Origin of the sequence: Chryseobacterium sp. FP211-J200 (assembly GCF_001643375.1) — a bacterium.
Taxonomy (GTDB): Bacteria; Bacteroidota; Bacteroidia; order Flavobacteriales; family Weeksellaceae; genus Epilithonimonas; species Epilithonimonas ginsengisoli.
In genome coordinates this window covers 16,808-33,674 of sequence record NZ_LSHB01000014.1, presented here as the reverse complement: position 1 = coordinate 33,674, position 16,867 = coordinate 16,808, and the positions used below count along the sequence as shown (strand labels likewise).

The following is a 16,867-nucleotide window of genomic DNA, read 5'->3' as shown; positions in this document are numbered from 1 at the left end:
ACAAATTAAATTTTAAATCTATAATTAAAATGTCTAGAATCCTTACCGGAATACAAGCCACCGGAACACCACATTTGGGAAATCTTTTGGGAGCGATCATTCCCGCTATCGAATTGTCCAAAAAACCAGAGAACGAATCATTTTTGTTCATCGCAAACCTACATTCTTTAACGCAGATCAAAAATGCGGTTGAACTTAAAGAAAACACCTACGAGATTGCTGCGGCTTGGCTTGCCTGCGGACTAGACACAGAAAAAACGTATTTCTACAGACAAAGCGATATTCCTGAAACGTGTGAATTATCTTGGCATTTGTCGTGCTTTTTTCCTTACCAAAGATTGACATTGGCGCATTCTTTCAAAGATAAAGCAGACAGATTGCAGGATGTCAACGCTGGACTTTTCACCTATCCGATTTTGATGGCAGCAGATATTTTGCTTTATGATGCGGAAATCGTTCCGGTTGGGAAAGACCAGTTGCAGCATTTGGAGATTGCACGAGATGTTGCTTCAAGGTTCAATAATCAAATGGGTGAAGTTTTGGTTTTGCCTCAAGCTGAATTACAACAGGACACAAAATATGTTCCCGGAACCGACGGGCACAAAATGTCAAAATCGAGAGGAAACATCATCAACATTTTCTTGCCAGAAAAAGAATTGAAAAAGCAGGTAATGTCCATCGAAACAGATTCTACGCCTTTGGAAGACCCAAAAGACCCAGAAACCGATAAAGTTTTCGCCATCTATGCTTTGGTAGCAACGCCGGAACAAACGGAAGAATTGAGAGCAAAATACTTGGCCGGAAATTATGGTTACGGTCACGCGAAAAAAGAATTGTTAGATTTGATTCTGACGAGATTTGCTAAGGAAAGAGAAACTTTCGATTACTATATGAACAACCTTTCAGAGCTTGAAGCGAAACTTCAGGAAGGTGCACAGAAAACAAGAAAGATCGCTACAGAAACCATTACAAGAGTAAGAGAAAGTTTGGGAATCTAATTCTAAAAAAATTTCAACATAAAAAAAGCCTTTCAAATTGAAAGGCTTTCTTTTTTTATAAATATTCTTTTACTTCTGACAAATATTTGATAACCTTCAAATCTTCTTCTTTAGGATCATCATCGTAAACATCGAAGAAAATCACATCGATCCCGAATCTTTGTGCACCTTTTACATCTGCAATCCAATCGTCGCCAATCAGGACACTTTCAGCTTTCTCCGCTTTTGCTAGGTCTAGAGAATATTGGAAGATCTCAGGTCTCGGTTTTCTCACACCTACAGAATCTGCACTCGTAATGGTTTCAAAATAATCAGCTATTCCGGAAAGCACACATTTTCTCTCCGTCACTTCCTGAAAACCATTGGAGATGATGTGCATTTTGTATTCTTTGGCTTGGAGGTAATCCAGAAGATCAGCCGCACCAGGAACGAGCTCATTATATTTCAGGATCTCATCAAGGAAATGATGCTCGAAATAATCCGCAAGATCCTGATCATCGACTTCGAATCTTAGAAAGGTGTTATAAAATCTGTATTTTCTTAGATGTTCCTTATCGATCTCGCCATCACGCATCTGTTCCCAAAGTTTCTCATTGATCTCGTGATAAGCATCGTGAAACAACTCAAAATCGATGTTATATAGTTCAGATATCTTCTTTTGAGAGAATAATTCCTTGATGGTCAAATATGCGTTCTTGCGGTGATCCCAAAGTGTATTGTCGAGATCAAAAAAAATGTGCCTTATGTTTTTCATAAGGCACAAATCTAATCATTTTTGATCCACGTAGGAAAGTTCAATCATAAAAATCAATTATTTAAAAATCTAAAATGCTTAGTTCTTTGAAACTAAAATGGTTTTTCTGTTCTTAGTTTTTATCGGATGAATATTCTTGGAATAGTTCATCAGAAAATCGATTATTTCTTTTTTCGGCGTCAATGCTTTGGTTGTTAAAGTGTCGTTTTTTTTCATAGGCTGACTTTTACAACAATAACGCCAAAAGAAAATCTTTATTATTAATAAATTATTATTTTGTCAAAATAATTTTATGTTCGTCCATTATCTTTCTAAGGTTGATGAGTGCATATCTCACTCTGCCAAGCGTTGTGTTGATACTCGTATCTGTATGGTCTGCAATCTCTTTGAAGCTGAGACCGTCGAAAAATCTAAGTTTGATGACCTCCTGCTGGTTCTCCGGAAGCATTACGAGCATTCTCAAAAGATCGTCGTTTATTTGCTTATCTATCAATCGGTCTTCGATGTTGCTTTCCGGTTCTTTGATGATATCGAAGATAGAAAACTCTTCATTTTCATAAGACGTTTCGGAGATCTTGATGTTTTTTGACTGGATACGGTAATGGTCGATGATCAAATTGTGCGCAATACGCTTTGCCCAAAGGATGAATTTGTTCTCTTCCTTATAACGGCCTTCTTTCAGCGTTACAATGACCTTGATAAAGGTATCTTGGAAGATGTCATTTGCCAGGTCTTCATCCATCAATTTGTAGTAGATAAAGCTGAAAAGATCTTTTTTGTGCCTGTTGATCAGAAGAGAAAGTGAATGTTCTTCACCATTCTGATATTGTAGGATTAATTGGCTATCAGTTTGCGTTTTCATAATAATTACTTCTTTAATATAAAACCCAGCAAATCGTCAGTTACAAGGGTAACTAATTTTCCTGACTCGGTTGTTTTTAATTTAATGAAGTAGATTTAGTCTATACGCATTTTTTAGGTCTGTAAAAGTAATAAAAAAGTCAAAACAAAACGTTAATGAATTGTTAAACTTTCGAATTTATTTAATTTGATTCAAATATATTTTAAAAGTTAAATCAATTAAGCAGAACTAATGGGATATTTATTGTGAAATTGATATTGAGTCCTTTTAGCTCTTTTCCGTTAATTCCGTCTTTATCGAGCGAAAATCCGTAGCCACCTGTCAGGTCCAAAATCCCAAAAAGACTGAAGCCTACCTTCGGAGCAATATATTTATTGGTAGCTTCTGCTCCTAAAACAAAATAATGAGCGTGATAGAAATCCACATTTTTTTGAAAATTCAACAGGAAATCAGCGTTTACCTTTGGCATGATCGCAAACTCATTGTTTGCAGAACCCATCAATGCAGATGCTCCAACTCGGAAAAGGACATCATCATTGCTGAGGAAAAGCAACTTCCCTCCTATTTCCCCAAAACTTTGATTCTGATAGACGTAACCCGCTGTGATGAACTTATGCATCGTCAATTGTGACTTGGCAAAACCACAAAACGCAAATAGTATAAAAAGGATGAATATTTTTGATTTCATTTTGACTTGATCTTATTTACGACAAAAATAACAAAACAGATGTTTGTTGAAAGAATATCTAGAAATAAAAAAACTGCTTCATCAAAAGACAAAGCAGTTTTACTTTTTATACAAGAATCAGATTAAAGTCCGAATTCTTTTTTGATATCTTCTACTCTATCCAGTTTTTCCCATGTGAAAAATTCCAGGTCTTTCAAAGTGATCTCGTTTTTAAGGCCTTTGTTGAAAGTTTTATCAGCTACGTAATATTCTTTCCCCATGTGTCCGTACGCTGCAGTCTCGATATAGATCGGATTTCTTAGCTTAAGGTTTTTCTCAACAGCGTAAGGTCTTAGGTCAAACAATTGTTGAACCTTTTTCGCTAATTCGCCATCGTTGATGTTCAATTTGGAAGTTCCGTAAGTATTGATGTACAGTCCACAAGGTTCTGCAACACCGATCGCGTAAGAAACCTGCACCAAAACCTCATCTGCAACACCAGCTGCTACTAGGTTTTTTGCAATGTGTCTCGTCGCGTAAGCTGCACTTCTGTCCACTTTACTTGGATCTTTTCCTGAAAAAGCACCACCTCCGTGAGCACCTTTTCCACCGTAAGTATCCACAATGATCTTTCTTCCCGTCAAACCTGTATCTCCGTGAGGACCACCGATTACAAATTTTCCAGTCGGGTTGATATGATATTTGATCTCGTTATTGAATAATTGTTGGATCTCTGGTTTTTGTTTAGCTTTGATCTTCGGGATTAGAATCTCGATGATATCTTTTTTGATTTTCGCTAACATCGCTTCTTCACTTCCGAAATCATCGTGTTGTGTGGAAACGACGATGCTGTCGATTCTTACTGGTTTGTGGTCATCAGAATATTCAATTGTCACCTGAGATTTTGCATCTGGACGAAGGTAAGGAATCGCTGAACCTTCTCTTCTTAGGTCTGCTAACTCTTTCAAGATCTGATGAGCAATATCCAAGGCCAACGGCATATAATTCTCAGTTTCGTTGGTCGCATAACCAAACATCATTCCCTGATCACCAGCACCTTGAGCGTTTGCTCTGGTTTCGAAATCAGTTTCGTCCAAAGTTCTATCCACACCTTGGTTGATATCTGGCGACTGCTCGTGGATCGCAGAGATCACACCGCAAGAATCACCATTGAACATATATTCGCTTTTTGTGTAGCCAATTTTATTGATCACGTCTCTTGCAATATGCTGAACATCTAGATATGCATCAGACTTCACCTCACCAGCCAAAACCACCTGACCTGTGGTCACAAGTGTTTCGCAAGCTACTTTTGAGTTTTTGTCATAAGCCAAAAAATGGTCGATAAGCGCATCAGAAATCTGATCGGCTACTTTATCAGGATGTCCTTCAGAAACTGATTCGGACGTAAATAAATAAGACATAAATTATTCCTTTTTATATTAAATTTTTGAGGTAAAACAATGATTGTTTAAAAAAGGAACTAAAAGAGAAATAATCTGTTTTAGCATTTTTTATTGAGGTTGCAATCAGTCAAAGTTCTCCTCCGTTTATTCAAAAATCGATGGCAAATTTACAAACTAATTTTTAGATTTCAAAATCAATTCCTATTAACCCCGTATGAATTTATTCAGGTTTTATACTGACGTAATTTTCCTGGTCTTTGTAAAAATTAAGTTTCTGCTCCATAGATGTACGGATCTCGGAAATCAATTCATCAATAATTTTCTGTTTATAAGTCGGTTTGTAATAGATCAAACTGATCTCTCTATATGGGAAAGGCTTGATAAATCTTGAGACTTTCTGCTTTTGCTGGTCGGACAATTGTTGAACACCAATTTCTGATAAAATTGTAATCCCACCAACTTTATCAACCATTTGAATCAATGTATTGACATTGGATGCTAAGAATTCCAAGTTTTTAGGCTTCAAAGAATTTTCTTTCAGATGACAGATATTTTCGAATTGAGTTCTAAGGCAATTTCCTTCTTCCAAAAGCCAAACTTTATTGACATCAATATCTTCCGGAACTACGAAACAGTCTTTCTTTTGACCAGATTCAGTCCCAGAATACAACATCAATTCTTCATTGAATAAGAAGTCCTGATAAAACTCGTCCGCCGCTGAATATGGCGTTGAAATAATCCCCGCGTCCAACTCTCCAGACTTCAAAGACTTGATGATACTCTCGGTCGTCATCTCCTTGATATTAAGCTCGATCTGAGGGTTTTTATTCAAAAAAGCAAAGATCTCGTTTGGCAGAATATAAGTCGAAACTGTAGGAATGATTCCCAGATTCAGTTTACCTGCCAAAATATTATTGAGAAAGTTGGCCTTGCTTTTGAGTTCCATCACCGCGTCGATGATTTTTTGAGCTTCCTTGATGAGTTCTGCACCTGCGTCAGTCGTTCTGATCGGATGTGTGGTCCTGTCAAAAATCTTGACATCCAGCTCATCTTCAAACTTTTGGATCATTGCACTAAGTGTAGGCTGTGTAATAAAACAGGCTTGTGCAGCTTTGCCAAAATGTTTATATTTATCTACTGCAATCAAATATTCTAACTGTTGGATATTCACGACTTGTAATTTATTTTATCTATGACAAATATACTTATTAATTTGTTTCATGAATAGGTTTTTTTATCGAATTTAGCATTAAAATATCATAAATCAATAAAATCTGAAATATGGAAAACAAGAAAAAACTCACCAATTCTGTGGGAGCTCCTTATTATGAGCATCAGGATTCGCAAACCGTTGGCCCACGCGGCCCGGTTCTTTTACAGGATTTTATCCTTCAGGAGAACCTTGCACACTTCGTAAGAGAAAGGATCCCGGAAAGAATTGTCCACGCCAAAGGCTCTGGTGCTTACGGAACTTTTACAGTGACCCACGATATCAGCCATCTGACAAGAGCAAAACTTTTCTCCCAAGTTGGAAACTCGTGCAAAATGTTTGCGAGATTCTCTACAGTTGGTGGAGAAATGGGAAGTGCCGATACAGAAAGAGACCCGAGAGGTTTCGCCTTGAAATTTTATACAGAAGATGGAAACTGGGATCTGGTTGGAAACAACACGCCGGTTTTCTTTATTAAAGACGCTAAGAAATTTCCAGATTTCATTCATACTCAAAAGCGTGTTCCAAAAACCAATTTGAAAAGTAAAACGATGGTTTGGGACTTTTGGTCTTTAAATCCAGAATCGCTTCATCAAGTTTTAATATTAATGTCTGATAGAGGAACGCCACACGGATATCGTCACATGCACGGATTTGGAAGCCACACTTTTTCTTTAATTAATGAAAACAATGAAAGAACTTGGGTGAAATTCCATTTCAAAACGCAGCAAGGCATCAAAAACTTTACAGATGACGAGGCCACAAAAATGAAAGGCGAAAACCCGGACTTTTCTCAGGAAGATCTGGTAAATGCTATAGAAAAAGGAGAATTTCCAAAATGGAAACTGTATATCCAAACGATGACAGAAGAGCAAGCGAAAGAATGGCGTTGGAATCCGTTTGATGTAACGAAAGTTTGGTTCCAGGATGAATTTCCGTTACAAGAAGTTGGTGTTATGGAACTGAATGAAGTGCCAAGAAACTACTTCGTTCACGTAGAACAAGCTGCTTTTGCGCCAAGTCATTTGGTTGACGGAATTAGTTTTTCTCCGGACAAAATGTTGCAAGGCAGATTATTCTCTTACGCTGATGCGCACCGATATAGATTGGGCGTTAATTCTCATCAGCTTGAAGTTAACAGATGTCCATTTGCAGTTAACAATTTCCAGAGAAGTGGTTCTATGGCAAGCGATGTTAATTATGGTGATGAACCGAATTATTTCCCAAACAGCTTCAGCGATGTGGAACCAACGGAATCGTACAAAAATCTGGAATATGACTTGGACAATTCCCGAGTGGCCCACTTCGACAGAAACCAAAATGATGACGATCATTACACGCAACCAGGATTATTCTACACTAAAGCTTTAGACCAAGAAGCGAGAACAGCTTTGGTAAATAACATTGTTGGACATCTTGGCGGTGTAGACGGACCGAAACGTGATGAGATTATCAACCGTCAGCTTTGTCATTTCTTCCGAGCGAACATCGAACTAGGAATGAGAGTAGCGCAAGGAATTGGTGTCAATATTGACACAAATATGATGAATCACACCAAATAGGCTTTGAGTTAATAGACAAATAAAATAGGACCTTTCGAGATTTCTCGGAAGGTTTTTTTATTTAACATTAATATTACATTCAAACACTAATAAATTTTATTAAAAATTCATAAATTGAGACTTTAAATTAAATTAAAAGTAAATGAAGAGAATTTTTGCCTCATTAATCGCAACTGCCTCACCATTATTCGTAATATCACAAAATATTAACATCAATATTTTGAAGGACTTAAATCCTGGCTCAGAAGGCTCATCCATTTCACAATTAAAGACCTTTGGAAATAAACTCTACTTCTCTGCAGATGATGGCATCCACGAAAATGAACTTTGGGCAACAGACGGCACCAGCGCAGGCACCAAACTCGTGAAAGATATTAATCCAACAGGAAATTCAGGTATTGTTGAACTCACAGAAGCTGGTGGCAAATTGGTGTTCCGTGCTTTTGACGGAATTACTGGAATCGAATTATGGGTGACCGACGGAACCGAAACAGGAACAAAACTACTAAAAGACATATATCCCGGCGAAGAAAGTTCCGTTGCTTTGAATTTTAAACCATCTGGAAACAGAGCAATTTTTGTTGCCAATGATGGGACTCACGGTGAGGAAGTTTGGATAACGGACGGCACAGAAGCAGGAACATACATGGTGAAAGACATTGCGCCAGGAGGAGAAAGTTCCTATTCATATGAATTTACAGAATACAAAGGAAAAATATACTTCCAAGCCAGCAATGGAACGGACGGTTGGGAACTTTGGACCACAGACGGCACAGAAGCCGGAACTTACATGGTAAAAGACATTTTCGTTGGTTCGGACTCTTCGCCAAGAAGGTTTAAAGTCTTCAATGACAAACTTTTCTTCAGAGCGGATGACGAAAACGGTGATGAATTGTGGGTAACAGACGGAACCGAAACTGGAACTGTGCTTTTGAAAGATATCAATCCAACCGATGGTTCCAGCATCAATGAGTTTGTCGAGATCAATGGCAGACTATGCTTCCGTGCAACTGATGGTGTGCACGGTGCTGAACTTTGGACCACAGACGGCACAGAAGCTGGAACCGTTCTCGTGAAAGACATTAATCCGGGAGGTGTAGATTCTTTCCCCGGAGCTTTAACGGTCTATAACGACAAAGTTTATTTCCAGGCGACAGATGGCGTTCATTCCGAAGAACTTTGGGTGAGCGACGGAACTCCTGATGGAACGTATATGCTGAAAGACATCAATCCAACTGGTTACTCTGCGCCAAATTTCTTCGCCACCTTCAAAGACAAACTTTTCTTTGTGGCCATCGATGGAAGTAACGGCAGCGAATTGTGGATGACCGACGGCTCAGAAAGTGGAACCATAAAATTGGCACCAGCAAACGCGACTGAACCTAGCCCTTTATATTTCCTGCCTTTCTTTACAGAATTAAATGACGAATTATATTTCAAAGCAGAATATGACGACAATGGCGTGGAACTTTGGAAACTTTCGCTGGGAGAATTGGGCGTTAACGACGTTCAAAAAACAGTCTCAATCCAGGTTTATCCGAATCCTGTGCAAGCTGAATTAAAAGTTCAAACATCAAATAAAGAAATTGTCAATCAACTTTCTATCTACGGCTTGGACGGAAAATTAATAAAAACATATAATCCTAAAAGCAACAATCCAGCAATAGACGTTTCCCAACTCCCAAAAGGAACTTACCTTATTGAAGTTCAGACACCTAAAGGAAAGACCAATAAAAAATTCATCAAGAATTAATCAATTCGTTTTTAAGCTGCAGATCAGCCTCATATTTTTAGGAGGCTGATTTTTTTTGACTAATAATGAAGACTTTAAATGATTTCATTTGTCATATATTTTCTATATTCGCTTCCCTTTTATATGATCTATGACAAAATTTTTATTCTCTTTAGCCACTGCTTTTCTATCAATTTCAATCTTTGCACAACAACAAAAAATTTCATTTGAAACTTCCGAAGGCTATAATCTTGGAACAGTTGTCGGACAAAAAGAATGGACGGTAAAAACAGACAATGTTCCAAATAATAACTTTAAAGTCGTTACAGGAAAAGCGACCGATGGCAATAATTCTGTGGAAGTGACAAGCACGAACGACTACACAGGAAATATGACTTACCTCTTCAAAAAAATCCCAGAATACAACAGGCTTTCGGTTTCTGCGGATGTTAAGCTGGAGAAATTGAACAGTTCAGAATATTACATGTTGTCTCTGTACTATAACAATAATGGAAATTATTCTTGGGCTGGCGGATTCAATTTTCTAATTAGCGGTAAATTTTATGCGGACAGCGATGTTAATTTCTTGGATCTTGGAAATTGGATTCCTGACAGATGGTATAATTTACGAATTGAAATAGACCACGTCATAGAAAAAAACGTTAAATATTATCTTGACAATCAACTGGTTCACACTTCCGCATTAAGCGATAAAGTATTGAGGGCGAACGACTTAAATTTTGAATTTGATAATGACGGCAGCGGTTTTATTATCGATAATATCATTATTAAGGATATGGACCAATTGGCTGTGAATGACATTAATAAAACCCAGATCAGTATTTTCCCTAATCCAAGTTATGATTTCATTAATATCAAATCTGACGCGGAAATTAAATCCATTAAAATATACGACATCAAAGGTTCATTAATTAAATCTGACAACCTTTCGAAAATCGACATTTCCGCGTTACCGAAAGGCAATTATATTATTTCAATCGAAACAAGATCTGGAATTGAGACCAAAAAATTCATCAAAAATTAAGCACTAAATTTTTGATTTCCAATACAAGCTATCAATCAAATTGGTGGCTTTTTTAATTTCTTATCGATAATTTTTCATTACTTTTGTAGCTATGAGTCAAAAATGGATCTATAAACCCGAGCCGGACGAAGAAATTGTTGATGGATTAATTTCTTCTATTGGTTTTGGAACTTTAGAGTCCAAGATCTTGGTCATGCGTGGCATCGATAATTATCAGAAAGCCCGCGAATTCTTCAAACCAAACGGCACAGACATCCACAATCCTTTCCTGATGGCCGACATGCAAAGAGCGGTTGAACGCATTGCAACGTCCATAGAAAATGGTGAAAAAATATTGGTTTACGGCGATTATGATGTCGACGGAACCACTTCGGTGGCTTTGATGTACTTGTACCTAAGCAAGATCGTCGACAAAAAATACCTTGATTTTTATATTCCGGACAGAAATGTCGAAGGTTACGGAATTTCCGACGAAGGAATCGACTTCGCAAAAGACAACGGATTTTCATTGATCATCGCTTTGGATTGCGGGATCAAATCTGTGGACAAAATAGATTACGCCAATTCTGTAGGTGTGGATTTCATTATTTGCGATCACCATTTACCAGGCGAAGAACTTCCGAAAGCAATTGCCGTTCTGGATCCGAAAAGAAAAGACTGCCGATATCCCTACAAGGAATTGAGTGGTTGTGGCGTTGGTTTCAAACTTTGTCAGGGACTTAATACGATCTATAAAATTCCCGAAAGTGAACTGTTTGAATTGACAGATCTGCTTGCAATCAGTATTGCTTCAGACATTGTTGCGATGACTGGTGAGAATCGTGTTTTGGCAATGCAAGGTTTGAAATTCCTTAGAAAAACAAGGAAATTCGGATTGAGATTATTGATTCCTGAAGAGAAATTGGCACACTTTGAAATCTCGAATATCGTGTTTGACATTGCTCCGAAGATCAATGCGGCGGGAAGGATCTCTCATGCTAAAGCTTCGGTTGAACTAATGATCTCGGACAACCTGAAACAGGCTCAGCAAATGGTTGAAAACATCATCAACCTGAATGATGAACGCCGTGAGATGGACATCAACATCACACAATCCGCGATGAATCAGGCTTTGGAGATGCATAAGACCCAGCGCTATTCCACGATTGTCTACGACCCAATTTGGAACAAAGGTGTGATTGGAATTGTGGCTTCCAGATTGATAGAAAATTACTTCAAACCAACCTTGGTCTTTACCGAAGGAAATAACGGCGAAATGGTAGCGTCTGCAAGATCTGTTTCTGATTTTGACATTCACAAAGCATTGGAATTCTGTTCTGACCTGTTTATGAAATTTGGTGGACATCAGGCTGCAGCAGGACTCTCTATGGAGAAGGAAAAGTTTGAGGAATTTAAAATCAGATTTGAAGATTACGTTAAAGATAATATTCAGGAACATCAGAAAGAACCAACAATCTATGTTGACAGTGTTGTGAATCCAGAAGATCTGAACCGTGAGTTCATCAATTTCCATAGAAAACTAGCTCCATTTGGACCTCAAAACATGAAGCCGATCTTGGTTCTCAAAAATGTGAAAGTCAATGGCTATGTCAGGTTGATGGGAAAAGAAAGCACGCATCTCAAGTTCAACATTTTACAGCCGACAACTGGCAGAAATGTGGAATGTGTAGGATTCCGCTTTGGACAATTTGCCGAAGATTTCAAAACCAAAACTTTCGATCTCGCATTTACAATAGAGGAAAATCATTGGAAAGGAAACGTTTCCCATTTCTTGAACATCAGAGATGTGAATTTTCGAGATTAAGAAAATGAGGAACTAAAAATATTAAAACGTCCGATACATATTGCATCGGGCGTTTTCATGTGCTCTTTTAGAACAAATCTGTTGATGTATAATTAAACTAATTGACTTAAATTTGAGATTCAAAACCTGTTATAATTTTGGAAAACCGTAAGAAGATTGGCCTTTTTTTTGGCTCATTCAACCCGATTCATATCGGGCATTTGATATTAGGGAATTACATTTTAGAAAATTCTGATATGGAGGAATTGTGGTTTGTAGTAAGCCCGCAAAATCCCTTCAAAGACAAAAAAACTTTGCTTAAGGACCACAACCGTTTGGATATGGTTCAGCTCGCCATCAAAAATTACCCAAAAATGCGCGCTTCGAATGTGGAATTTTCTTTACCTGTGCCGAGTTACACGATTGATACTTTGACGTATCTGAAAGAAAAATATACGGATTTTTCATTTTCATTGATCATGGGCGAAGACAATTTGGGAAGCCTTCATAAGTGGAAAAATTATGAATTGCTCCTGGAAAATTATCAGATTATCGTCTATCCTAGAATTTCTGAAGAAGAAAAAAAAGGTGATTACTTGAAACACGAAAATATCCATCAAATCAATGCGCCCATCATAGAACTGTCGGCCACAGAAATCCGAAATATGATAAAGGAAGGCAAAAATGTAAGGCCAATGCTGCCACCGGAAGTATTTGATTATTTGGATGGTTCTTCATTTTATAAATAATCTATGAAAAAATTATCTGCATTATTTTTAGTTTTTAATTCTTTTTTTCTCCATTCCCAACTAGACTCTTTGCAGAAAAAGAGATTGGAAGAGATTAGCAAAAATTTTGAGAAAAAATGTAATGCTGATAAAGAGAAAGCATTAGAAGATTCTAAGACAAAAACCATTTACTATATCAATACACCCGCACCTTATGGTGACAATTTTCTTCAAGAAAAAGAATTTTCAGAAATTTTAAAACCTTTTGGGATAAGTTTTGGAGGCAGTTGGATGGAAAGTGACATTGCTGGTTTTTACAGCTCAAACCAATGCTACAAGAGTTTTATGACTAAGTCAGCAGAAAATAGGTTCGGCGAGCATTTTTTTGAAGAAAAAATTGATGAAGCTCTAAATCTCTTTATTAAAAATAATCCTGATAAAATATTTGATTATAGAATTGAACGTATTAAATTTTCTGAAAATAATTTTGAAATCGATTTTTGGAAAAGGTTTAAGTTACCAAAGAATTATATTAAAAGTAATGAAATTTCTTCTAAAGTTTACGCTTTTTTCACAATTGACAAAGATGGAAAAGCAGAAAATATAGATTTGGAATCAGATTTTAAAATTAAAAGCAATTTAGAATTTGAAAAACAAATTTTATCAGCCATAAAAAATAAAATCATCAAATACAATTGGAAGCCAAACACTTACAAAGGATTGGCAGTTAAAAGCTTACAATCCATTACAATTACTTTTCCTTAACTTATGATAAACCACATTATTCTAATTTTATTTTTTCCAATCTTAGTTTTTGCTCAAAACAAAGAAGTGAAGAAAATAAACTGTGATTCAATCTTTAATAAAAAAGGTTATTCTGTTTCTTTGGAATTTGATCCAAAAGATGAGAGTTGGGATGAGACAAAAACCAATGTTGTTTTTACATTCTCAAAAAAAATTAATGGAAAAGAGAAAATCCTTCATCAAGAAAAATTATTCAGTCAGTTCAAAAACATTGAATTCATAGACTTCAATGGTGACGGGATCAAAGATATTTTGGTAGAGAACATTTCGGATGTCAGAAGCAATTTGACTTACAATCTTTTTATTGTCGATTTTAAAAATCAGAAACTGAGAAAGATCGAAGGCTTCAATGAGATCAAAAACCCACACTATCTTGAAAAATATAACCTCATCGATTGCGTGGTAATGTCTGGCAGAAACTGGACAAGCTTTTATAAGATCGAGGGAAATAAAGTTAAGGATTTTGGTTACGTCATAAAAGAAGGCGAGGGTGAAAACGGACTCGACCACTATGACATCGAGTATCAAAAGACCTTAGAAAATATCATTAGATCAGAAAAAAAATTAAACCCTAAAAAATACTGATGAAAAACTACATTCTAATAATCCCATTTCTCTTCTGCAACATCTTTGTCATTGCACAAAAGAAAAAGAAACAAACGCCTCCGCCACCAACAATTGAAAAAACAATCCCTATAAAAACTGAAGAAATCTCAGTAGAAAAAGATATTGAATACATGTCACCTCCAGTTCCTGCGCCAACTGAAGATAAAGTTTATAGAGAACCAGAAAAAAAAATAGAAAATCTCAGCCTAAATCCTGATGCGAAAAAATGTGCCTGTAAAGATGTCGCAATGATTCTCGCATCAGATAAAAGAGGAGAAGGGATCACCAGCAAAGGTTGGCTACTGAAGGGCAAAGTAAAAAGCGTGAAAATCATAGAAAAAAGAGATACTCTGGTTGGTTATGAATCATCACTTTCCAGAGGAAACATCAAAGATCTCACATTTTCTGAACAGGGATCATTGCAGTCTGCTGTGTACGAGAACATGGGAAACCAATCCAAAAACAACCTGAAGCTGAAAGACAAAAATCTATTTTTTTACAATTCCAAAAACCTGTTGGAATCTATAAAATTTTATTTCTCGGATTCGGAATCGCCTTTGGGAAGCTACCAATTTTTGTATAACGAAATGGGACTTTCAGAATTAAAGCTCAACAACGAAAAAGATAAAACATCGCATACAAAAAGCACCTTCAACTGTTCTCAAACCAACAATGAATATTATGTTCTGAAACAAGAAAAAAATTTCCAAGACAGCGAAGAAAACGAGTTGCTGATCTTCAATAAAAAGAATGAACTTCTGAAGAAACAAACCATTGTAAACGTAAGACAGAATACGACGAGCAACAGATCTACCTCGTATGTCTACAATGATCTGGGATGGATGACGGAGGAGAAATCTTTGAATAAAGACGGCTCGGTAAAAAGTTATGTTCGCCACCAATACAATGACAAAGGCGACCTCGAAAAATCGGTTTATGATGATGGAGAATACACGGTTTACGAGTATAAATATGATTCCCAAAACAACTGGATCTACAAGAAAGAAACAGTTTTTGCAAAAAATAGGTTCAGTGGTGAAATGAAGATCGACCAAAGAATTACTTGGGAGAGATCCATCACTTATTATTAAAAAAAGAAACTGCAAAGCAAATTAATTCTAACGATGTGTAATTTGACTTGTGCCGCTCCCTGATCTGCAATTCTGTTTTGATTATCTTTGTGAGATCTTGTAGAAAGCAACTTTCTCTTTACCACCACATCTATTATGAACATCGTAGAAAAATATTACTCAAAATATCCGGAAGAAAAGATCATCAAATGGTTCAAGCAGATCTGCGTTGCAGAAGCTATTTCCTGGTTTTTCCTATTTACAGCCATGGTCTGGATCCGCCATGAGCCAGAAGACCTCTTTGCAATTATTTACATCAGTACTGTTGGGAGCATCCATGGATTATTTTTTACGCTTTACCTCATCTTTTTGCCTGCGGTCAGAAAAATATATGATTGGGATGATGAGGAATCGATTTTCGCTTTGATGTCCGCTTTTTTCCCTTTTGCTACGATCTGGGTAGAGACAAAACTGCTCCGGAAAAATCGGGGTGAATGATGAAAATCAACCTGTAAAAATTTCTTTTTGCAACTGATTTTCTTAACTTTAAGGAATGAAATCGCCTTTAGCAGAATTAGTAACCAGAGAACTAACTAAACAGGCGATTGCATATGACCATTGAAAAAATTGATATCTACATATGAAAATCACCTTCTTCTCCACCAAACCTTACGATAAGGAATTCTTTGACAAAGTCAATCAGGATTTCAAGTTTGAACTCGAGTATTTCGAAACACATCTTGGTCCGCATATTCTGAATGTCATAGTACATTCCGACGCCGTTTGTGCCTTCGTTAATGACACTTTGAATGCCGAAGTTCTCGAATCGCTGTCCAAAAAAGGCGTGAAATATATTGCTTTGAGATGTGCCGGTTTCAATAATGTAGATCTGGAAGCAGCGAAACGTCTGGGAATAAGAGTTTCCAGAGTTCCTGCCTATTCTCCGGAAGCGGTCGCAGAACATGCGATGGCGATGATCCTTACATTGAACAGAAAAACGCACAAAGCTTACAACAGAGTTCGTGAACAGAATTTTTCCTTGAATGGATTGATGGGATTCAACCTTTATCAAAAGACGATCGGTGTGATCGGAACTGGAAATATCGGAACTGCTTTTGCGAAAATTGCGAAAGGATTTGGCGCAAAGATCCTGGCTTATGACATTACCGAAAATCAGGAATTGAAAGACCTTGGAATCGAGTATGTTCCAATGGACAAACTACTTTCTGATTCCGATATCATTTCGTTGCATTGTCCGCTGATGGATTCTACACATCATCTCATCGACAAAGAATCGATTTCTAAAATGAAAGAAAATGTGATGATCATCAACACCAGTCGTGGTGGATTGATAGACACAAAAGCCGTGATCGACGGTTTGAAGTCCAAACATATTGGCTATCTTGGAATCGATGTTTATGAGCAGGAAGAAAAATTATTTTTCCGAGACCTTTCCCATACGATCATCGAAGATGATACGATACAGAGGCTGATGAGTTTCCCGAATGTTTTGGTGACGGCGCATCAGGCTTTTTTCACTGAGGAAGCGTTACATCAAATTGCGACTTCTACGTTGACCAGCCTTTCAAACTTCGAAGCGAATAACGAATTTGAAAATCCGAATGCGGTTTTAGTTTAGA

Annotated in this window: 17 protein-coding genes; 11 read left to right on the top strand and 6 right to left on the bottom strand. The window is 37.1% G+C overall.

Annotation, left to right across the window (positions count from 1 at the left end; all coding sequences use genetic code 11):
• Positions 1-29 precede the first annotated feature (29 nt).
• On the top strand, positions 30-998 hold the full coding sequence (trpS, locus tag AXA65_RS05855; RefSeq protein ID WP_063969191.1) for a tryptophan--tRNA ligase: 969 nt from the start codon (positions 30-32) through the stop codon (positions 996-998).
• Between the two features lie 55 nt (positions 999-1,053).
• On the opposite strand, the gene AXA65_RS05850 is transcribed toward trpS, so the two are convergent.
• From AXA65_RS05850 to AXA65_RS05830, 6 genes are all read right to left on the bottom strand, one after another.
• On the bottom strand, positions 1,054-1,752 hold the full coding sequence (locus AXA65_RS05850; RefSeq protein WP_063969190.1) for a YjjG family noncanonical pyrimidine nucleotidase: 699 nt from the start codon (positions 1,750-1,752) through the stop codon (positions 1,054-1,056).
• Positions 1,753-1,830: 78 nt separating this feature from the next.
• On the bottom strand, positions 1,831-1,968 hold the full coding sequence (locus AXA65_RS19825) for a hypothetical protein (RefSeq protein ID WP_165596565.1): 138 nt from the start codon (positions 1,966-1,968) through the stop codon (positions 1,831-1,833).
• Between the two features lie 55 nt (positions 1,969-2,023).
• Complete coding sequence (locus AXA65_RS05845; RefSeq protein ID WP_063969189.1) at positions 2,024-2,614, bottom strand: RNA polymerase sigma factor; 591 nt, start codon at positions 2,612-2,614, stop codon at positions 2,024-2,026.
• A 214-nt stretch (positions 2,615-2,828) separates the two neighbouring features.
• Complete coding sequence (locus tag AXA65_RS05840; RefSeq protein ID WP_063969188.1) at positions 2,829-3,302, bottom strand: hypothetical protein; 474 nt, start codon at positions 3,300-3,302, stop codon at positions 2,829-2,831.
• 122 nt (positions 3,303-3,424) lie between these two features.
• On the bottom strand, positions 3,425-4,705 hold the full coding sequence (gene metK, locus AXA65_RS05835) for a methionine adenosyltransferase (RefSeq protein WP_063969187.1): 1,281 nt from the start codon (positions 4,703-4,705) through the stop codon (positions 3,425-3,427).
• Between the two features lie 202 nt (positions 4,706-4,907).
• Positions 4,908-5,858, bottom strand: coding sequence for a hydrogen peroxide-inducible genes activator (locus AXA65_RS05830; RefSeq protein WP_063969186.1), 951 nt, complete (start codon positions 5,856-5,858; stop codon positions 4,908-4,910).
• A 110-nt stretch (positions 5,859-5,968) separates the two neighbouring features.
• Between AXA65_RS05830 and AXA65_RS05825 the strand changes: the two genes are divergently transcribed.
• The 10 genes from AXA65_RS05825 to AXA65_RS05780 all read left to right on the top strand — a co-directional run bounded on the left by AXA65_RS05825 (position 5,969) and on the right by AXA65_RS05780 (position 16,866).
• The gene (locus AXA65_RS05825) at positions 5,969-7,459 is read left to right on the top strand and encodes a catalase (RefSeq protein WP_063969185.1); all 1,491 of its coding nucleotides are present in this window, start codon (positions 5,969-5,971) and stop codon (positions 7,457-7,459) included.
• Between the two features lie 142 nt (positions 7,460-7,601).
• On the top strand, positions 7,602-9,212 hold the full coding sequence (locus AXA65_RS05820; protein ID WP_063969184.1) for an ELWxxDGT repeat protein: 1,611 nt from the start codon (positions 7,602-7,604) through the stop codon (positions 9,210-9,212).
• A 130-nt stretch (positions 9,213-9,342) separates the two neighbouring features.
• Entirely contained in the window at positions 9,343-10,236 is an 894-nt protein-coding gene (locus AXA65_RS05815; RefSeq protein WP_063969183.1) for a T9SS type A sorting domain-containing protein, read from the top strand.
• 91 nt (positions 10,237-10,327) lie between these two features.
• Positions 10,328-12,040 carry a single-stranded-DNA-specific exonuclease RecJ gene (recJ, locus tag AXA65_RS05810; protein ID WP_063969182.1) on the top strand — a complete coding sequence of 571 codons (1,713 nt, stop codon included), beginning with the start codon at positions 10,328-10,330 and terminating at the stop codon, positions 12,038-12,040.
• A 137-nt stretch (positions 12,041-12,177) separates the two neighbouring features.
• Positions 12,178-12,768: a nicotinate (nicotinamide) nucleotide adenylyltransferase gene (nadD, locus tag AXA65_RS05805; RefSeq protein WP_063969181.1), complete on the top strand. Its 591-nt coding sequence runs from the start codon at positions 12,178-12,180 to the stop codon at positions 12,766-12,768.
• 3 nt (positions 12,769-12,771) lie between these two features.
• On the top strand, positions 12,772-13,512 hold the full coding sequence (locus AXA65_RS05800) for an energy transducer TonB (RefSeq protein WP_063969180.1): 741 nt from the start codon (positions 12,772-12,774) through the stop codon (positions 13,510-13,512).
• A gap of 66 nt (positions 13,513-13,578) precedes the next feature.
• Positions 13,579-14,136 carry an XAC2610-related protein gene (locus tag AXA65_RS05795; protein WP_131797775.1) on the top strand — a complete coding sequence of 186 codons (558 nt, stop codon included), beginning with the start codon at positions 13,579-13,581 and terminating at the stop codon, positions 14,134-14,136.
• Positions 14,136-15,248: a hypothetical protein gene (locus tag AXA65_RS05790; protein ID WP_063969178.1), complete on the top strand. Its 1,113-nt coding sequence runs from the start codon at positions 14,136-14,138 to the stop codon at positions 15,246-15,248. The genes AXA65_RS05795 and AXA65_RS05790 overlap by 1 nt, the downstream gene beginning before the upstream one ends.
• 135 nt (positions 15,249-15,383) lie before the next feature.
• Positions 15,384-15,725, top strand: coding sequence for a DUF3817 domain-containing protein (locus AXA65_RS05785; RefSeq protein ID WP_063969177.1), 342 nt, complete (start codon positions 15,384-15,386; stop codon positions 15,723-15,725).
• 142 nt (positions 15,726-15,867) lie between these two features.
• Complete coding sequence (locus tag AXA65_RS05780) at positions 15,868-16,866, top strand: 2-hydroxyacid dehydrogenase (RefSeq protein ID WP_063969176.1); 999 nt, start codon at positions 15,868-15,870, stop codon at positions 16,864-16,866.
• Position 16,867: the final 1 nt, after the last annotated feature.

What these genes read in the sequence shown, in the direction of transcription:
- trpS (WP_063969191.1), top strand. Translation starts at nt 30, where the DNA reads ATGTCTAGAATCCTTACCGGAATACAAGCCACCGGAACACCACATTTG.
- AXA65_RS05850 (WP_063969190.1), bottom strand. Translation starts at nt 1,752, where the DNA reads ATGAAAAACATAAGGCACATTTTTTTTGATCTCGACAATACACTTTGG.
- AXA65_RS19825 (WP_165596565.1), bottom strand. Translation starts at nt 1,968, where the DNA reads ATGAAAAAAAACGACACTTTAACAACCAAAGCATTGACGCCGAAAAAA.
- AXA65_RS05845 (WP_063969189.1), bottom strand. Translation starts at nt 2,614, where the DNA reads ATGAAAACGCAAACTGATAGCCAATTAATCCTACAATATCAGAATGGT.
- AXA65_RS05840 (WP_063969188.1), bottom strand. Translation starts at nt 3,302, where the DNA reads ATGAAATCAAAAATATTCATCCTTTTTATACTATTTGCGTTTTGTGGT.
- metK (WP_063969187.1), bottom strand. Translation starts at nt 4,705, where the DNA reads ATGTCTTATTTATTTACGTCCGAATCAGTTTCTGAAGGACATCCTGAT.
- AXA65_RS05825 (WP_063969185.1), top strand. Translation starts at nt 5,969, where the DNA reads ATGGAAAACAAGAAAAAACTCACCAATTCTGTGGGAGCTCCTTATTAT.
- AXA65_RS05820 (WP_063969184.1), top strand. Translation starts at nt 7,602, where the DNA reads ATGAAGAGAATTTTTGCCTCATTAATCGCAACTGCCTCACCATTATTC.
- AXA65_RS05815 (WP_063969183.1), top strand. Translation starts at nt 9,343, where the DNA reads ATGACAAAATTTTTATTCTCTTTAGCCACTGCTTTTCTATCAATTTCA.
- recJ (WP_063969182.1), top strand. Translation starts at nt 10,328, where the DNA reads ATGAGTCAAAAATGGATCTATAAACCCGAGCCGGACGAAGAAATTGTT.
- AXA65_RS05800 (WP_063969180.1), top strand. Translation starts at nt 12,772, where the DNA reads ATGAAAAAATTATCTGCATTATTTTTAGTTTTTAATTCTTTTTTTCTC.
- AXA65_RS05790 (WP_063969178.1), top strand. Translation starts at nt 14,136, where the DNA reads ATGAAAAACTACATTCTAATAATCCCATTTCTCTTCTGCAACATCTTT.
- AXA65_RS05785 (WP_063969177.1), top strand. Translation starts at nt 15,384, where the DNA reads ATGAACATCGTAGAAAAATATTACTCAAAATATCCGGAAGAAAAGATC.
- AXA65_RS05780 (WP_063969176.1), top strand. Translation starts at nt 15,868, where the DNA reads ATGAAAATCACCTTCTTCTCCACCAAACCTTACGATAAGGAATTCTTT.